Annotated in this window: 15 protein-coding genes; 3 read left to right on the top strand and 12 right to left on the bottom strand. The window is 55.5% G+C overall.

Annotated features, from left to right (window positions below; genetic code table 11):
• Positions 1-141 precede the first annotated feature (141 nt).
• The 8 genes from BB029_RS13340 to BB029_RS13305 all read right to left on the bottom strand — a co-directional run bounded on the left by BB029_RS13340 (position 142) and on the right by BB029_RS13305 (position 5,780).
• Positions 142-528 carry a hypothetical protein gene (locus tag BB029_RS13340; protein WP_065939512.1) on the bottom strand — a complete coding sequence of 129 codons (387 nt, stop codon included), beginning with the start codon at positions 526-528 and terminating at the stop codon, positions 142-144.
• A gap of 144 nt (positions 529-672) precedes the next feature.
• Positions 673-1,128, bottom strand: coding sequence for a hypothetical protein (locus BB029_RS13335; protein ID WP_174556999.1), 456 nt, complete (start codon positions 1,126-1,128; stop codon positions 673-675).
• Positions 1,129-1,541: 413 nt separating this feature from the next.
• Complete coding sequence (locus BB029_RS13330; RefSeq protein WP_032883549.1) at positions 1,542-1,748, bottom strand: hypothetical protein; 207 nt, start codon at positions 1,746-1,748, stop codon at positions 1,542-1,544.
• Between the two features lie 99 nt (positions 1,749-1,847).
• Positions 1,848-2,162 (bottom strand): hypothetical protein, encoded by a 315-nt coding sequence (locus BB029_RS13325; RefSeq protein ID WP_015371109.1) that lies wholly within the window; start codon positions 2,160-2,162, stop codon positions 1,848-1,850.
• A gap of 29 nt (positions 2,163-2,191) precedes the next feature.
• Complete coding sequence (locus tag BB029_RS13320) at positions 2,192-2,794, bottom strand: hypothetical protein (RefSeq protein ID WP_015371108.1); 603 nt, start codon at positions 2,792-2,794, stop codon at positions 2,192-2,194.
• 203 nt (positions 2,795-2,997) lie between these two features.
• On the bottom strand, positions 2,998-3,858 hold the full coding sequence (locus BB029_RS13315) for an SMP-30/gluconolactonase/LRE family protein (RefSeq protein WP_065883888.1): 861 nt from the start codon (positions 3,856-3,858) through the stop codon (positions 2,998-3,000).
• Positions 3,859-3,897: 39 nt separating this feature from the next.
• Positions 3,898-4,371 carry a DMT family transporter gene (locus BB029_RS13310; RefSeq protein ID WP_015371102.1) on the bottom strand — a complete coding sequence of 158 codons (474 nt, stop codon included), beginning with the start codon at positions 4,369-4,371 and terminating at the stop codon, positions 3,898-3,900.
• Between the two features lie 11 nt (positions 4,372-4,382).
• Positions 4,383-5,780, bottom strand: coding sequence for an amidohydrolase family protein (locus BB029_RS13305; RefSeq protein WP_065939511.1), 1,398 nt, complete (start codon positions 5,778-5,780; stop codon positions 4,383-4,385).
• Between the two features lie 145 nt (positions 5,781-5,925).
• On the opposite strand from BB029_RS13305, the gene BB029_RS32145 reads away from it, so the two are divergent.
• Positions 5,926-6,837: a LysR family transcriptional regulator gene (locus BB029_RS32145; protein ID WP_015371104.1), complete on the top strand. Its 912-nt coding sequence runs from the start codon at positions 5,926-5,928 to the stop codon at positions 6,835-6,837.
• Here BB029_RS32145 and BB029_RS13295 read toward each other — a convergent pair.
• Positions 6,750-7,997 carry an MFS transporter gene (locus BB029_RS13295; RefSeq protein WP_015371105.1) on the bottom strand — a complete coding sequence of 416 codons (1,248 nt, stop codon included), beginning with the start codon at positions 7,995-7,997 and terminating at the stop codon, positions 6,750-6,752. The genes BB029_RS32145 and BB029_RS13295 overlap by 88 nt on opposite strands.
• An 88-nt stretch (positions 7,998-8,085) precedes the next feature.
• On the opposite strand from BB029_RS13295, the gene BB029_RS13290 reads away from it, so the two are divergent.
• Positions 8,086-8,880: a helix-turn-helix domain-containing protein gene (locus tag BB029_RS13290; RefSeq protein ID WP_041931406.1), complete on the top strand. Its 795-nt coding sequence runs from the start codon at positions 8,086-8,088 to the stop codon at positions 8,878-8,880.
• A gap of 126 nt (positions 8,881-9,006) precedes the next feature.
• Here the strand turns inward: BB029_RS13290 and BB029_RS13285 are convergent, their stop codons facing one another.
• Both BB029_RS13285 and BB029_RS13280 read right to left on the bottom strand, forming a co-directional pair.
• Positions 9,007-9,786, bottom strand: a complete 780-nt coding sequence (locus BB029_RS13285; RefSeq protein ID WP_168166818.1) for a GIY-YIG nuclease family protein — start codon at positions 9,784-9,786, stop codon at positions 9,007-9,009.
• A gap of 280 nt (positions 9,787-10,066) precedes the next feature.
• Positions 10,067-11,209, bottom strand: a complete 1,143-nt coding sequence (locus tag BB029_RS13280; RefSeq protein WP_141696537.1) for a hypothetical protein — start codon at positions 11,207-11,209, stop codon at positions 10,067-10,069.
• Positions 11,210-11,507: 298 nt separating this feature from the next.
• Between BB029_RS13280 and BB029_RS13275 the strand changes: the two genes are divergently transcribed.
• Positions 11,508-12,077 (top strand): hypothetical protein, encoded by a 570-nt coding sequence (locus BB029_RS13275; RefSeq protein WP_065939508.1) that lies wholly within the window; start codon positions 11,508-11,510, stop codon positions 12,075-12,077.
• A gap of 63 nt (positions 12,078-12,140) precedes the next feature.
• Here the strand turns inward: BB029_RS13275 and BB029_RS13270 are convergent, their stop codons facing one another.
• Positions 12,141-14,447, bottom strand: a complete 2,307-nt coding sequence (locus tag BB029_RS13270; protein WP_141696536.1) for a hypothetical protein — start codon at positions 14,445-14,447, stop codon at positions 12,141-12,143.
• Positions 14,448-14,736: the final 289 nt, after the last annotated feature.

The following is a 14,736-nucleotide window of genomic DNA, read 5'->3' as shown; positions in this document are numbered from 1 at the left end:
CGGTTCGCTGGCATGATCCAGCGCCTGGATGATCGCTCAAAGGACTGCTTTCGGCCAAAAGCAGCTCCTCAATTCAGGGGCGTTTTCGTCCGAAAAAACACCATTCGGAAATGTCTGAAAGAGGACGCGCAGGCACCTACCTCAAGGACGATGCAGCCCTGTCGCATCCCGCCAGTACAAGGTTTTTTCGAACTGAAAGCTAATAAGAAAGAAAGCCGAACACGACTGAGATATGGACCGAGCGATTTTATTCAGATCTTCCATAGCCGACTCCCCCTCTGGTTCGGGCCCTTTAATTCTGATGGTGCAACGCACAGCGACAGGGAAGTCGATACCCATTGTATTCTCAGCATAAATCGTAGGGGCATCGAGTACGTCATTGGTACTCAATTTAAGTCCCGAGGTAAATTCAGCGTATAGCCCATTTCCTGCGACCTCTATTTCCCAAGCACTGGCATTCGCAACTGCCTTGCTCAGCGTCGAAATTGTGAGCGTACTATCAGCTTCCAAGCACAGATCAAGACTCATGAATCCTCCCTTTTCCTTGGCTGCACACTTGCACCAAAATTTTTGAGTGCGATCTTCGCGACAGTGTATTTGGCTAGGGGTTTGAACGACCTCCGCCGTTCACTATGGGCGGGAGTCGACCCAAAGCCGACATAACTCCGTGCATTATCGTTTTTCCACAACAACCACATAATCGGAGAAGTCGACATCACCCACCCCGTCGCTACATTCCAACGTCATCGTGCCATCGGTCCCGTGGACGTGAATTCCAGCATTGCCAACCCATGCATTCATGCCAAAAGCGCTCTTCCAGACGTTCCAGATTTTTAGAACGTTTCCACCTTTAGAAAACACTTCTATCTCCAAAGCATCGGGACTGGTATCAGACCACAAAACTATTTCGGGACAGCCGTTGCCAGAGCCTTCGACGACGATTTGCCCGCCCATCATCTTTAATGCCAATCCTTGCACTCGACCGTTCGTAGCGCCCAATCGACGAACTGAAAAGACGGTTCTGGGTTCTGTGATCTTGATCTCCATTATCGCAACGATAGTTTTTCCATTGAAACTTATGGGCTTCCCTTTGGTGCGCATAAATGTAGAGGAGAGTGTTTCTTCCATTTTTTGATCCCCGGAATCTCTCAGGTGCCTTGCCTCAGTTTGGCCTAGCGAGGTTAGCATCCCTATACCTTAAGGGATTATGAATGGCTGCTTCTGGCCGAGGCTGTGGAAAAACGTTTTTGAGCGCGACAGGTACTCAAAACCGAACCGAAAATCGCGTTTCTACGCAAAATCCACATCTGCTGACGTACCGATAAATTTCAGATTTGACGTAGACGCGGACACTTAAATTTTGGTGAAGCGTTTTTACACACTCTGGGCCATTAGCCGCCATTTACTAAAAGCCGCTTTCGACTCAAAGCTGGCAATGGCGATACCCCAGACTGATTCCGGCCCGATACGATAGAAGCATTTACAACACTTGGTCGTGCCCAGCCCCATTGTTCGGGAACCTTCTGGCCACTTAATAAGAACTAATGCTGATCGTCTGGAGGGACGGTAACGGGATGAAGAAAAGAGTTCCAGGCCTTGTATGCTTCATGATGCTTTTTGACTTCCTCATCCCAATCAGGCCCTGAAACTCTCTTCGAGACCACCATCATCATCATTTTGGTATTGGCGGCATCAAGCTCAACTAGTAGCTCGTGGCATCTAAATCTAAAATCATCTATGTCTTCCATATACTCACCTTGCGACAGGTCTAGCCGGATATACCGGGTCATGCCCATTTTCGTAATGACAAGTCCCCAAAGACAAAGGTTCATTGAGCAGCCGAGTTTCTATTCGGCATGTTTTGAACAGACTGCATCGCACAGCAGCTCCAACAACTCATTCGCCAGGACCGCCGCTTCTTGTCGATAGTCGGCGTTCCAGCGGCACGACCAGTTATCAGGCTTTCCCTCATCCTCCCATTGCGCCAATGCAAGCCCGTTGAGTATTTCCAGCTCGAACCAAACACGCTGCCAAGCGACGGCGTCCTGGACTGACGCCGTGTCTTGCCATAGGAATTCTGTTTGCACGACAAATGCCGACCATGCAAACAGATCCTCTGAGGCTCGCTCACCGATCATTCGGAAGTATTTTGCGCTAGCCAATCAACGATTCCTTGTAGTCGTTTACCTGTTTAGTAAACGTCTATCCCCGGATAGAGATCCGCGGGTGGACGATAATTGGGGTTCTCAAAGCGGCTGTTCTCGTAATGGGTTTTGGCCGTCGGTCCATCGCCGTTATAGGTCACCTGCGGGTTTGGCGTGAGATGCCAACCGCTTCCTTCCTTGTCGCGCTCGATCAGTGATGCGTATAATCTACAGTTGCCTGATGAGCCGGATGTCAGCCTGAACTGGTAATAGCGTCCGGCTTGGGGCGTGAACTTAGTCGAGACATAGCAGGAACGAGTGCGTGTCCCCTCCCAGAATAGATCCACTTGCGTTTCGATACCGGGTCGGATCTGCGTTTCGTAATAGTCCCATGTAAGGTCTTGCCCTGCCTTTGGCATGCCCACGTCCTGTGTGTGGGTGAACGGCAGGGGGCCGGTGCGAACGGCGCCGCCCGAACGTTTGCCGTTTTCGTATTGGTAAATTTCGGCGTGCTGCGTGTAGTCGACGATACGTACCCAGGCAGGGTTGGGCTCGTTTTCGGGCGCGGTAAAGTAGTTGGTATGGGGCAAAAACTGGCAGCCTGCGAACAACGGCAATGCAAGCAGGCAGAGCAGAGGGCGTATCGACATGAAGCCTTTCCTTTTGCAGAGTCAGGGTTACAGACAGCAAAAGAGGAGGCGCATTGCGTAAAAGCTGAAAATTTTGTGGCTGAATCGTCGCGACGATATCGGTTTCAACCGGTCGCGACAGGCAGAAATCGGCCAGAAGCGGTCATTCATACGCGTCTACCAAGTTGGCATTCAGAACGGCGCGACAGGCTAGAACCTACTATTCAGTGCAGTCGTCCTGTAAATCGCTCTTCAGGGGATCCGGCAGCTAAAACGGCTTCGGCTTTTATCAGCGTGCCATCGAAATCTGCCGGCTTATCCAGCCCTATCCGTGCGCTGGTGCAGTAAAGCGTTTCATAACCAAGTCCCGCTAACACCGGACAAGTGGTCTGAATACACGGGGAGTCGATCACGCTGTCAACTTTGCCGTCAGTCGCGTAACGCACGACTCTGCTACCGCCCCATTCCGCATTCCAGAGAAAGCCCTGCGCATCAATACAAGAACCGTCTGGAGCACCCTGACCGTTGACTGTAGTGAATACACGCTGGTTTTCTAGCGACGGGTAATCGCAGCAGAAAATGCATCCTTGCAGGGAGTCCGCGTAATACATGGTGGAACCGTCCGGGCTAAAACAGATGCTGTTCGGGATCGCCACTTCGGGAAGGTCCAGCGTTTCAGTCTTGAGCGTCGCGGCATTGAACCGGTGAAATCGCCCTATAGTTTGCACCGCCTCACCGGCATCCATAGTGCTAAACACAAAGTTGCCCATACGGTCGCAGCGGCCATCATTGACCCGGGTTCCGGGTACTCCAGGCGTGATGGTAATTTTGGTGAAGCGAAGAGTACTCAGGTTGTAATAACCTAGGCAGGAGGCCAATCCCATTAGCAATACGTCTGTATTGGTCGTAAGGGCGAACGACCCCAGCGGCTCGGGCACTCGCCAGTGCTGTACTTCACCGCTCACGGGGTCCAGAGCAAGCAGTTCGCAACCAGGGATATCGGTCCAGAACAGGCGTTCCGTTCTTTCACACCAGACAGGGCACTCGCCAAGAAGACTGGTGGTGCCGCTTAGGGTTTTAAACATGGTTGCGTCCTACGAAACAGGATGGGGCAAACAAGGCAGTCAGTTGGAGAAAAGCGCTGACCACCTGTCACCGAACAGGGCGATGGCCAGTCCTGCGAGCATCACCATCGACCCGGCCAACTTGATGAGAGACACCGGCCTTTCCGATGCCCCCATCAATCCGAAATGATCGATAACCAGTGAGGAGATAATCTGACCTGCGATAGCGAGGCCCAGCAGGGCTGACAGGCCGATTTTTGGCGCAAGCACCACATAACTAAGCAAGGCACCGGCACCCAGCAGACCGCCCAGCAGGCTCCACCAGGGCTGGGCAGGTATAGCCGCCAGTGAGGCCACTATCCCGCCACGCATCAATGAAAAGACGCCCAGGCACACCGCTCCGGCAGTAAATGAGAACAGCGCCGCCGCTACGGAATCTCCACCAACACCTTTAGCGAGTTGACCATTCAGCGTGGTCTGCAGGGTAATGCCAAGCCCCGCGGCGATGGCCAGCAGGTAGTAAGCTGCGTTCATTTCGCGCCTCCTTACTTGGCTGACTCAAGCGGCATGAATGTCTCGGCAAAAATATCCGGCTGGTAGCCTGCGGCATCAAACAGATGCTCACGGGATTCGTCGATTGCTGCACGCAGCCTTTCGCTGTCCACGCCCAGCACCTTGCCGCCGCGCTTGACGATGCGCCCGCCAATCATGACCGTGTCGACATTGCTGCGTTCGGCCGCGTGTACCACGGTGCCGAATGCGTTACCCGACGGGTAAAGGTTGATGTCCTGCGCATTGATAAGGATCAGGTCGGCCTGTTTGCCGGGGGTCAGGGTGCCGACTTTGTCCTGCAATCCTGCACAGGTGGCGCCGTCAAGAGTGGCGGCTTTGAGCAGGCCATGAGCCGGCAGGGTCACCGGATGATGCTCTGCGCCGCAGCAGCGCTGCTGGTGCATGCCCATGACGCGTTGCAGGTAGAACGCCACCCGCATCTCCATGAACATGTCACCGCTATAGGAGGTTTCGTTATCGACACTCAGCCCCGGGCTGATGCCGTGACGCTGGGCCGACTGCATGGCGAACATTCCATCTTCAATGCCGTAGTGGGCATCTGAACGCGGGCATACGTTGACCCGCACGCCAGCCTCGCGAATGATTTTCCAGCCGGCGTCCGGCAGCGCTGTGCAGTGGTTGAAGATGTTATCGGGGCGCAGCAGACCCTCGCGATGCAAACCCTCCAACTCAGCTGCCATGTCCCCGCCGAAGAATTCGGTAATGATAGGCAGCCCCAAGCGCCGGGCCTCAGCCCATAGCTCAGGCTCCAGCTGCGCCATTACCGCCAGCGAGAGCAGCGGGTTGTCACCGTTCTTGACGTATTTCCCCTGGAGACGCTCCAGGTTGCCGGGCCAGTGGGCTTTGTCCCACTCACCAGAAACTGGCGCACCGGAGGCGTGTACAGACCGGATACCAGCATCGAGCAGCGCCTCGACCGCGGCGTCGGAGTGCGCGCCGGTGCGGCTGTTGTGCGAGTTATCGACCACGGTCGTGATGCCCGCATCGATGCACCCCAATGCAGTCAGTAGATTGCCAATATACATGTCAGCCGGGCGATAGTATTTGGCGAACGAGAAGTGCGTTGCGTTGCAGTAGTCTTCCAGGGTTTCGGCATTCGGATTGATTCGACGCAGTTGGCCCTCCCAGGAGTGACGATGCGTATCGACCATGCCGGGCATGGCAATCATGCCGGATGCCTCGATAACCATAGCGTCGCCGGCCTCGATGTTTTCACCTATGGCCGTGATGGTGCTGCCTTCGATAAGGATATCGCCGCGCGCCAGATTGCCGATATCACCGTCCATGCTCAGCACAGTGGCGCCGCGGATAAGGGTGCGGGCGGCCTGAGCGGTCGGGGCCTGCACAATGCTGCGGTTATATTCAGCCATTTTCTGTACACCTCTTCAAATTTCGTTGGAAGCAATGTACGCAATGCGATACTGCGGGAAAAAGATGGTTAAACTGTTTTTATTATTCAATATCTACGAATAATAACGACTTTACCCGATCACTGCTTTGAGGCTGCTAACAGTCATGGACCGTATTCAAGCGATGCAGGTTTTCGTACGTGTGGCTGAAGCAGGAAGCTTTATCCAGGCGGCGCAGACGCTCTCTCTGCCGGCCTCCACAGTTACCAGCAGCGTTAAAAATCTTGAGAAGTACTTGCAGGTACGCCTGCTGAACAGAACAACGCGTCGGGTCAGCCTGACCTCTGAGGGCGCACAATATCTGGCGCAATGCCGGGAAATATTGGAGCTGATCGAACACACAGAGACCAGCCTGACGGATTCCGTAAAACGGCCACAGGGGCGTTTGCGTGTCGATATGCCGGGTGGCATTGCACACTTCATCGTCATGCCAAACCTGCAAGACTTCTACAGGCGCTACCCGGATATCTACCTGATGATAGGCGTCAACGATCGGCAGGTTGATCTGGTTCAAGAGGGTGTCGATTGCGTTATTCGTACAGGCGAGCTCGATGACTCAACGCTCGTTGCGCGCCCACTCGGTCGGTTTCGCTGGGTAACCTGTGCGTCTGCCGCCTATCTCGAAGAGAACGGCACTCCGCAAAATCCGCAAGATTTGTCTCACCACCGGGCCATCCATTACTTCTCGGGCCGCGCAAGGCAAGCAGGTGAAATGCGCTTTGCCCGTGGTACCGAAAAAATCTCAGTCCCGGTGAACGGCACAGCGGCCGTCAACGAGACTGGGCTTTACATCAAAATGTGCCTTGAAGGCTTCGGGCTGGTGCAGCTCGCTGAGAACGTGGTCAGCGAGCATCTGCGAGAAGGGCGACTGGTCGAAGTGCTTGCTGACTGGCAGCCCGCATCGGTTCCTGTTCACCTGCTATACCCGCATCAGCGCTTTTTATCGCCAGCTGTGAGCGCATTCGCTGACTGGATTGCTGGGCTTGTTCGCGACGATGATTCAGCAGATTCAAGTTGAACGTTGCGCCCGGCCAGCATGCCGGTGAATGCTCCGGCTACGGAGATTGCGGCTGTGATCAGCAGCGGTCCTGTCCAGCCACCGGTCCAGTCGTGCAGTTGGCCCAGCAGCAAGGGGCCTGCGGCTGCCATCAGGTAGCCGACGCACTGCGCCATTCCTGAAAGTGCCGCCGTGTCACCGGCATTTTTTGTGCGCAAGCCGATGAAGGTCAGGCCGAGCATCATGCTGGCACCAGAGCCGAAGCCCAGGACCGCGGCCCACAACATGGCGTAGTCTGGCGCGTAAATGAGCCCGATCAGGGATGAGGCGGTTAACAGGCTGACGGTAGCGGCTGCCAGTTTCTGGTCTTTGAGACGACGAAGCGTGGCCGCCAGAATCAAGCCGGGAATGGCCGTCGTCAGTTGAAGCGTGCCGTGTACCGTGCCTGCTTGCTCCGGGGATATGCCATGGTCCATCAGAATGGTCGGCAGCCAGCCGACGGCTACATAAAAAGGCATCGCGTTCAGCCCCATGAACAGTGTGACCTGCCATGCCAGCGGCGAACGCCAGACGGCCACGGTTGGCGCTTGTTTCGGACCTGACAGATTTACGTGTTCGTGTTTTTTCAACTGCGGCAGCCACACCACCAGCGCCAACAACGGGGCTGCGACCAACAAACTCAGGGCAATCGGCCATCCCCATGATTGGGTCAGCGGAACTATTACGGCTGAACCGACAGCGCCCGCTGCACCCATGGTGATGGAATAAGCGCCGGTCATGGACGCCATTTTTGTCGAGAAGTCGCGTTTGATCAGGCCGGGCAGCAGCACGTTGCCCAGGGCGATCCCAGTGCCTATCAATATCGTACCGGCGTACAACACCCATGCGCTGCCTGCGGAGCGGAGCAGGATGCCCGCTGAAATGACCAACAGTGCACCGAAAAGCGTGCGCTCGATGCCGAACCTGCGGGCGACCGATGCGCTGAGCGGGGAGAAGGCTGCAAAGGCAAGTAATGGCAGTGAAGTAAGCAGGCCTAGAGCTGAGGCGCTCAAGCCAAAATCATTCTGGATCAGCGGCAAAACGGGCGCGATGCTGGTAAAGGGAACGCGCAGGTTCACGGCGATAAGCAGAATGCCTGCGACGAGCGCGATGGCATGCCACTTGTTTTTTGTATCTGACATATTCTTTATCTGTCCTCTTAAAAGAAGACAACTGTAGAGAACTTCAGAACCGGCTAATATAGATATCAAGACACCTGATATCTAAATTATGCCAAGCTCAAAAAATGTCGTTTCCTCGCCGGAAGATTTCGATTCAGACCTTTTCGCCCAGGCAGCGATTGCCCTCAAGGTTGCGCCTGACCTCAATGATTCGGGTGCCCGTCCGCATGATCATCGCAAAGGCCAGCTCATCCTGTCTTTGCATGGCGCAGTGAGCTGTGAGGTGCAAAATGCACTCTGGCTTGTCCCTCCCCAGCACGCCGTATGGATCCCGGGCGGCACGCCGCACAGTTGCCGAGTGACCGAAAACGCCCGGACCTGCTTTCTGTTCGTTGAGCCCGGTGCGGCAGCCATGCCTGAAGAATGCTGCACGGTTGCCATTACGCCCCTTGTTCGGGAGATGGTCCTGCATCTCGCTGAACAGGAACCTGCTTACCATTCCGAGGGCAAGACAGCTCGGCTGGTTGCAGTGCTGCTTGAGCAGCTTTCCGATGCCCCGCTGAAAGAGCTGCATTTGCCGATATCAGACCACCCCAAGATCAAACAAATCGCGGATACGCTCTTCTCAGATCCAGGCGACCGAACCACGTTGCGCGAGTGGGCCACTCGGCTTGCAACCAGTGAACGAACGCTGGCCAGGCTTGTAGAAAGCACGACCGGGCTGAGCTTCGGACGCTGGCGTCAACAATTGCATTTGATGATCGCACTGAGTCATTTGGCGGAGGGGGTATCCGTGCAACGTGTGGCGGGCATCCTGGGATATGACTCTGTTAATGCATTCATCACTATGTTCAAGAAAGCACTGGGTAAACCGCCTACTCAGTATTTTTCCTCTCTGCGCTAGTGCTCTGCTGGCTGATACAAAGCGCCGAGGCTGTAGAACGATCTGTCTGCTATTGGCCGTTAGCTGCCGATCCCGACTGTTCGCTCACGGGCGATTCTGTTGAAAAAGTCCCCCCGTCCGCAGAGATTATGGAACAGAGGGTGGGATTTCGCCGACGCCATGCCCCACCAGTAACTTGAGCGTTGCCTCGGGGTCAACGCTCCACCATGGGCCACCCCGCACATGCTGCCACCCTACTCTACGCATCAGACTTACCGTAGCCTTGGCGGCGAAACTCGCGGCCTCCGACTCGGCGACTATTCCCAAAGATCGGACGCTTAAAACCTCAACAGGTCTATACATCGTGGTCCATTCCGAACCTTTGCCCGCAAAGTGACGACGAATGCGTGCGACCGGGTTACTGCTGTAGCCTACAAAATACCGGTCCCCCTCCAGCAGTAACACGAACAGCGAGTACTCCCCGCCATTGCCCAACTCTGCGGGGCCGACAACATCGCAGGGTGGTTGTCCTGCGGCCATCGCGGACGCGACGCTGTTGAAGGCTTCCATGCCAGGCATTGCACCTACCACGTCATGGTGGCCATGACTGATCAGGGCCTTGACGGTGAGCTCATGGCTCAAATTAGTAAAGAAACCGCCTCGAACATTCTGATACCCATGGATGCGCATCAGCGCGAGAACTGCTTCGTTCTCCGCCAACTCCCCGGTCCTGTAGTCAATCTCTCCCAAGTCGACCCGACGTACTTCGCGCACGGGTGGATGGAGGCGTGTCCATTGAGATCCCGTGCCACTGAAATGCTTTTTAATGCGACGGTTTGAATCCTTTGCCTGCCCCACGTAAAACTTTCCGTTAGCAAGTTCCAAGACATACAGTTGGCGAGCGGCGAGCTCCAGTTTCCAGTCCATAGTCAGATCCATACCAATGTCAAGTCCGTAACATATGCACGAGTCGCTGATGTTGCCATCACCAACCGGCGCGACGACAGCGATATATCGCATCGCTTAGCTCAATCGCATTTCGCGAAGAGCAGCTTTAGAATCGATAGTTGCCGTTCATTAATGTTCCCTCTTGGTCAGATTCAGTAGCGTGCAAACACTGAACATTGGCCAGGCATCGCAACATCCGCGACACGGTACGCGGGAAGGACATTTCGTTTCGTTACAGGATGGTCATCCTGCAAATTTCCTACTCAAACGTTCCCATCTGCGGCAACCGCTGCAAAAGCGAATTACTTAGCGCATCACGCAGTCCTGTCGGGATGCTCGGTGGTCCCTGCCGAAAAATCGGGCTCACCATCTGCCCGTCAAACTCATTGAGAATGGTGTCGATGATCTCATCTGGTACCTTTGTCATATCGTATTGAACGATGGGCGTGGTGCCAGGAAACAATGTGTGTATTGCCATGAGTTGCGCCAGCTCGGCCAGCTTCAGTTCATGTGTCGCGACAAAGGCGATTTCGACATGGCCACCATTCACTGGCGGCTTCAATAGCAGTTCTGGCGTTCTCAGCAGCAACAAGTCCCACGCGGTAGCGGAAATATTTCTGAGCGCCTTTTTACGTGAGGTGTTCTCCTTGATTCCGAGCAGAGAGCCTGCTTGCCCGCTGAAGTAATGCAAAGCCAACTGGCTTTCCCGCGCAAGCGAGACATTTACCGTAGAGCTGATAAACCGCTGATAAGCAATATACTGGTCTGCTGCCGAGGCGCCTCGCATTTCAAATTCCCGTAACAGAACCATCTTCAGCAATGCTATCTCGGTGACTTCAACTGTCTCCAGAGCCTTACGCTGGGTGTGGGTTGCGATAAATGAATGCACATGCCGCTCGGCAATCTCATCAAGGGAATCTACGCCCTCCTTCGCAAGATAATGCGCGACGGCGGCCGGGAGCAGGCGGACGTTACCTGTCGCCAGAAAATAACCGGTGTCCATGGCTAGAAACCGATAAAGCAACCGTAAGCGCCGTGTGGCATGAAGTATGAAATTTGCGCGCGTTGATTTTGCATACTGCTCGACCAAAAAGAAGCCCGCGTTGATATCCCAGCCTTCTCGCGAGACAAACTCAATAAAGCCTCGCATGCCATCTTCTATCTCAGCACCAGACATCAGCGCTGCGATGCCGTCCAACAAATTGGAATCGACCACGACCCTGGCACAGGCCGGATAACTCAACTCGCCCTCTTCCCGGTACTGTTGGTTAATTAGGTAAGGTTGTTTACCGCCGAACTGATCGATCAACATGACGGGCTTATTGACACCAAAAATCTTCGTGCCGCGTAGCCAAGGCGAATCAATTGGGGAATCTTTCACCAGCCACTGGAATGCCGTCACGATGCTGCCCTCCATTTCCAAGAACTTTTTTTAATAACTACATTCCGAGGCTTGTGCAGCGCGAAATGAGCAACGATTAACTCGACACTTTGTCCATAAGGATGTCCATCCTAAACCCTTTCCGCGCTATCTCGCATGGCTGTGTGGATCATACAGGGAGTCTGGGTGACGGTCCGCTTGAGGTATGCGCTGTCACTCGTCAAGTTCGCCCTCCGCCTCGCCCCGCTACGGGGCAGCAGCCTAGAATCCCAGCCTGGCGCCGGCCATAATGAAGGTCCAATAATGCGTAGGCGCGATCATGAAAACAGCTCTAGGAATAGGACTAGCGCTACTGCTGGTGGTGACAACCTTTACGGCGCTCGGCCTCTTTGAAAAAAATCATATGCTGGTCTTCGGCCTACTCCTTGCGGTGGTCTCAGGCCTCGTAACCATCGCCCTGGCCGCCACGGCGAAAATCCAAGCGCTGCGCGCGACCTTTGAACCCACACCCTCGGTCGCGCAGAATAAGTCGCACTCTTTCAGCAACACCACAGCGATGCACCACTACCCTAGCGAGGAGCTCCGTGAACTGGCATCGCTACGCCAGGACTTACGCACGCTGCAGGATCTGCACGGTAATGCCGTGTTTGAGATTGCCGCACTGAAAACGCACATGCGCCTGTGCTTCGACAATATCCGCTACCACGAGCAAATCACCCTCCCCCACGCGCTGGCGGGTCAGGCCAGCGCGATTATTGTTGCAACGCTGTTGACGCTCGTGGGCACAGCCTTGTGCGCTCTGCCCGATATTGCCTATGCGCTGGCTAAGGCCGTCAATGTAGTGGTTGTTGACGGCTGGCAACACCTCAGTCATTGGCGCGCCGGCTGAACGCTCGACTACAGTGTGCTGATTCACGCCACCCCGGAATACCGGCCCATGGGATACACGGTCTCAACCCGGGAACACGATGGCAGTGAAGCTGTAGGGCTGCTGCCACGTTTCGATCATGCGCCCCACGACAACGCAGCGGGCTTTGCCAGTCTGCGCCAGTATGTCCTGAGCGAACTGACCAGCCACTTCATTACGCGTACTGGAGAGCATGCGCGGAAAGACGTAGAACGCCACCACGCTATCGCTGTAGGGCGCCGGCAAGACAGCGAGCCCTCGCGGCTGCTTGGGATCATGCGGGTTCACCGCAACATCCTGTTTAAGCGCCAGTAGCTCGTCGTCCAGGCTGTCGCCAGCGTGGAAAGCGATGTCCAGCAACGCCAGACTGACTGTCGTCCAGCCGTGACGGCCACGACGCTGCGCCTCTAGAATCATATAGCGCAGCGTGTCGGGTAACAGCAGCGTTGGCTTTGGCAGACTTACTCCGGCATCACGGCTGGTGTAATAGCGGTCAACGGGCTCGGACAGGCCGGAGATGGCAAACAGTGCGTCAGTCCGCGCGACTTCCCCCATGCCAAAGGCGGTTTGCAGATAGAATCCGAGGTAGTCCAGTTCATCGCCTAGCAGCCCCGTCGAGCGCTGGACAGATCCGCGATTAGCCAAATAGTGGAGGATGTATGCCGGCTCCTCCAAGACTTCTAAAATGCAGCCAAGGTCGGCGAGATTCACCGTCGGAGCAAGCTCGAGATCCAGCGGCACCCAACCTGCCTCCTTCAGCTCCGCTTCGCAACTAGCGAGAATGGAAAAGTCCTCCAGTGTCACCGACAGCCGAATCACCTGATCGATTACCCTGGCGTCAATCCCTAGGGATGTAACAACCTGTTGACTGAGCTCATCACCACGCTTGGCAGCGTCAATCACCTGCGCCAGCCGATCTGATTGAACGGCCGGCTCGACCAGCAATTCCTGCACATGGCGTTTAACTCGGTCTGGCGCCCCGCGCAGACCCTGTGCGCTCAAAGCTCCAGACTTCGCTTCAACAATCAGCACCGTACGATCGAGGATCAGCAGTACATCCGTCTCGTAGCGATCTACCCCCACCGCCCACTTGACTCCCGCCTGCAGCCGGGCGGAAGGAAATGCCCCTCGCAGCAGATCGGTTACTTGCGCTTCCAGGTACTCGGCCCGTGTCCGGGCCATTTTGTTCCTGACGGCCGGGGTGAGGTCTCCCAACAGCGAACGCATTACGCTATGAATATGACTGAACACTAACTGGGGCATGGGGAAGAAGTACTCAAGTCCGGTACTGATACAGGGTGCAGACCAGATCGGATTACCCATGAAGAAATGGGGGATGTCGTCGGCGCTTAAGCTCCCAGGTTCCCGCGACAAGCGTTCCAACACCCGTACCACGACGCCTCGATCACGGCCGGTGGCGTGTGCGATGCCTTCGGAGTCCACGATGGCCAGCTTGAGCAGTTGAAAATCGGCGTGAGACATTATCCAACCGGCCAACTGCTCGCGGCTTACGGTTTCCGGGATTTGGCGCAGAAACGCCTCAGGATCGCCTTCGACAAAGTCAGGCTCGCGAAAAAAAGCGTGGACCATTTCAGCATGGGTTTGGCAACGGATAATCGCGCCCAATCGCCGCAGACGTTCTGATGCGCGCTGCTCGACATCCACGAGCAAGGCCTTAGCCACCTCGATCACGTCGGTCGCGCCGAATCCGTAGGCAGCGGTAAGGTCGCCGTCCAACGCGCCGTATAGCTCGCGGGCAATGCGTAACACGGCACCATGGTAGCCCCAATTCCTGACGAACTGGGTATGCCCGCGCAAGCGCTCCTGGAGCACCAACGCGGCGCGTTCATTCACCTCCTTCGCCTCGGACAGTGAGGTGTACCGGGCATGGTAAAACGCGTCTGCTAGGGCTTTCAGGCGCTCGATTAACTGCTGAATCTCGTCGGGTTCAGCCGGGCGCTGCCCCCACTGATCCTGACGCAACGTCAGGATCAAGGCTTGCAGCAATTCGACATGCGGCTGCCCGATGCCCGACATTAGACTGCGTTGAGCTACGCCCTCGGCACTGACCGGTGCCTGCAGCCCGTAATGGGCGAGGACCGCCAGCAGGTGCGGGGGATAGCAGCGCTGCAGCAACGCACAAATGTCACTGCACAGTACAGGCAATTGCCGTTGGCTCTCGATCCCGTTTGCCACCAGTTGCGCTTGCAGCTCATCACGATCCATCGAACTGTAGGGGTGAATCGTCCATCCTCCAGCGGGCAACGCCGACGCATCATTCATGAGGTTCTCTTCCATTTTCCGTATCGTCGATGGCAACTTAGCCGAACGGGTCACCAGGTAGTTTTGCACACCGTGCCGTCCGGTCAACGCTCCGTTGTGAGAGCGAGACATGAAACATGTTTGGAGAGATGAAGTCAGGCGCGCCAATGCTGGAGTCAGAACCTAAAAGGCAAAGCCCGGCAGCATCAGCGATTTGCGAAGAGGATGGAGTCTCAACGATAAAGTTAAAAGGTGGACAAGGGATAGCCAATTGCCATTCCTAGTAATTCGACCATACTCAGATGCCATAGGAATGAAGCATAGGAATTTGACCGCCCCCTCAAGGGCTCCACTAATCCAGCATCTGACGAACGCAATC

Source organism: Pseudomonas sp. S3E12, assembly GCF_001702295.1.
GTDB classification, from domain to species: domain Bacteria; phylum Pseudomonadota; class Gammaproteobacteria; order Pseudomonadales; family Pseudomonadaceae; genus Aquipseudomonas; species Aquipseudomonas marginalis.
This window is presented reverse-complemented; position numbering and strand designations above follow the sequence as displayed.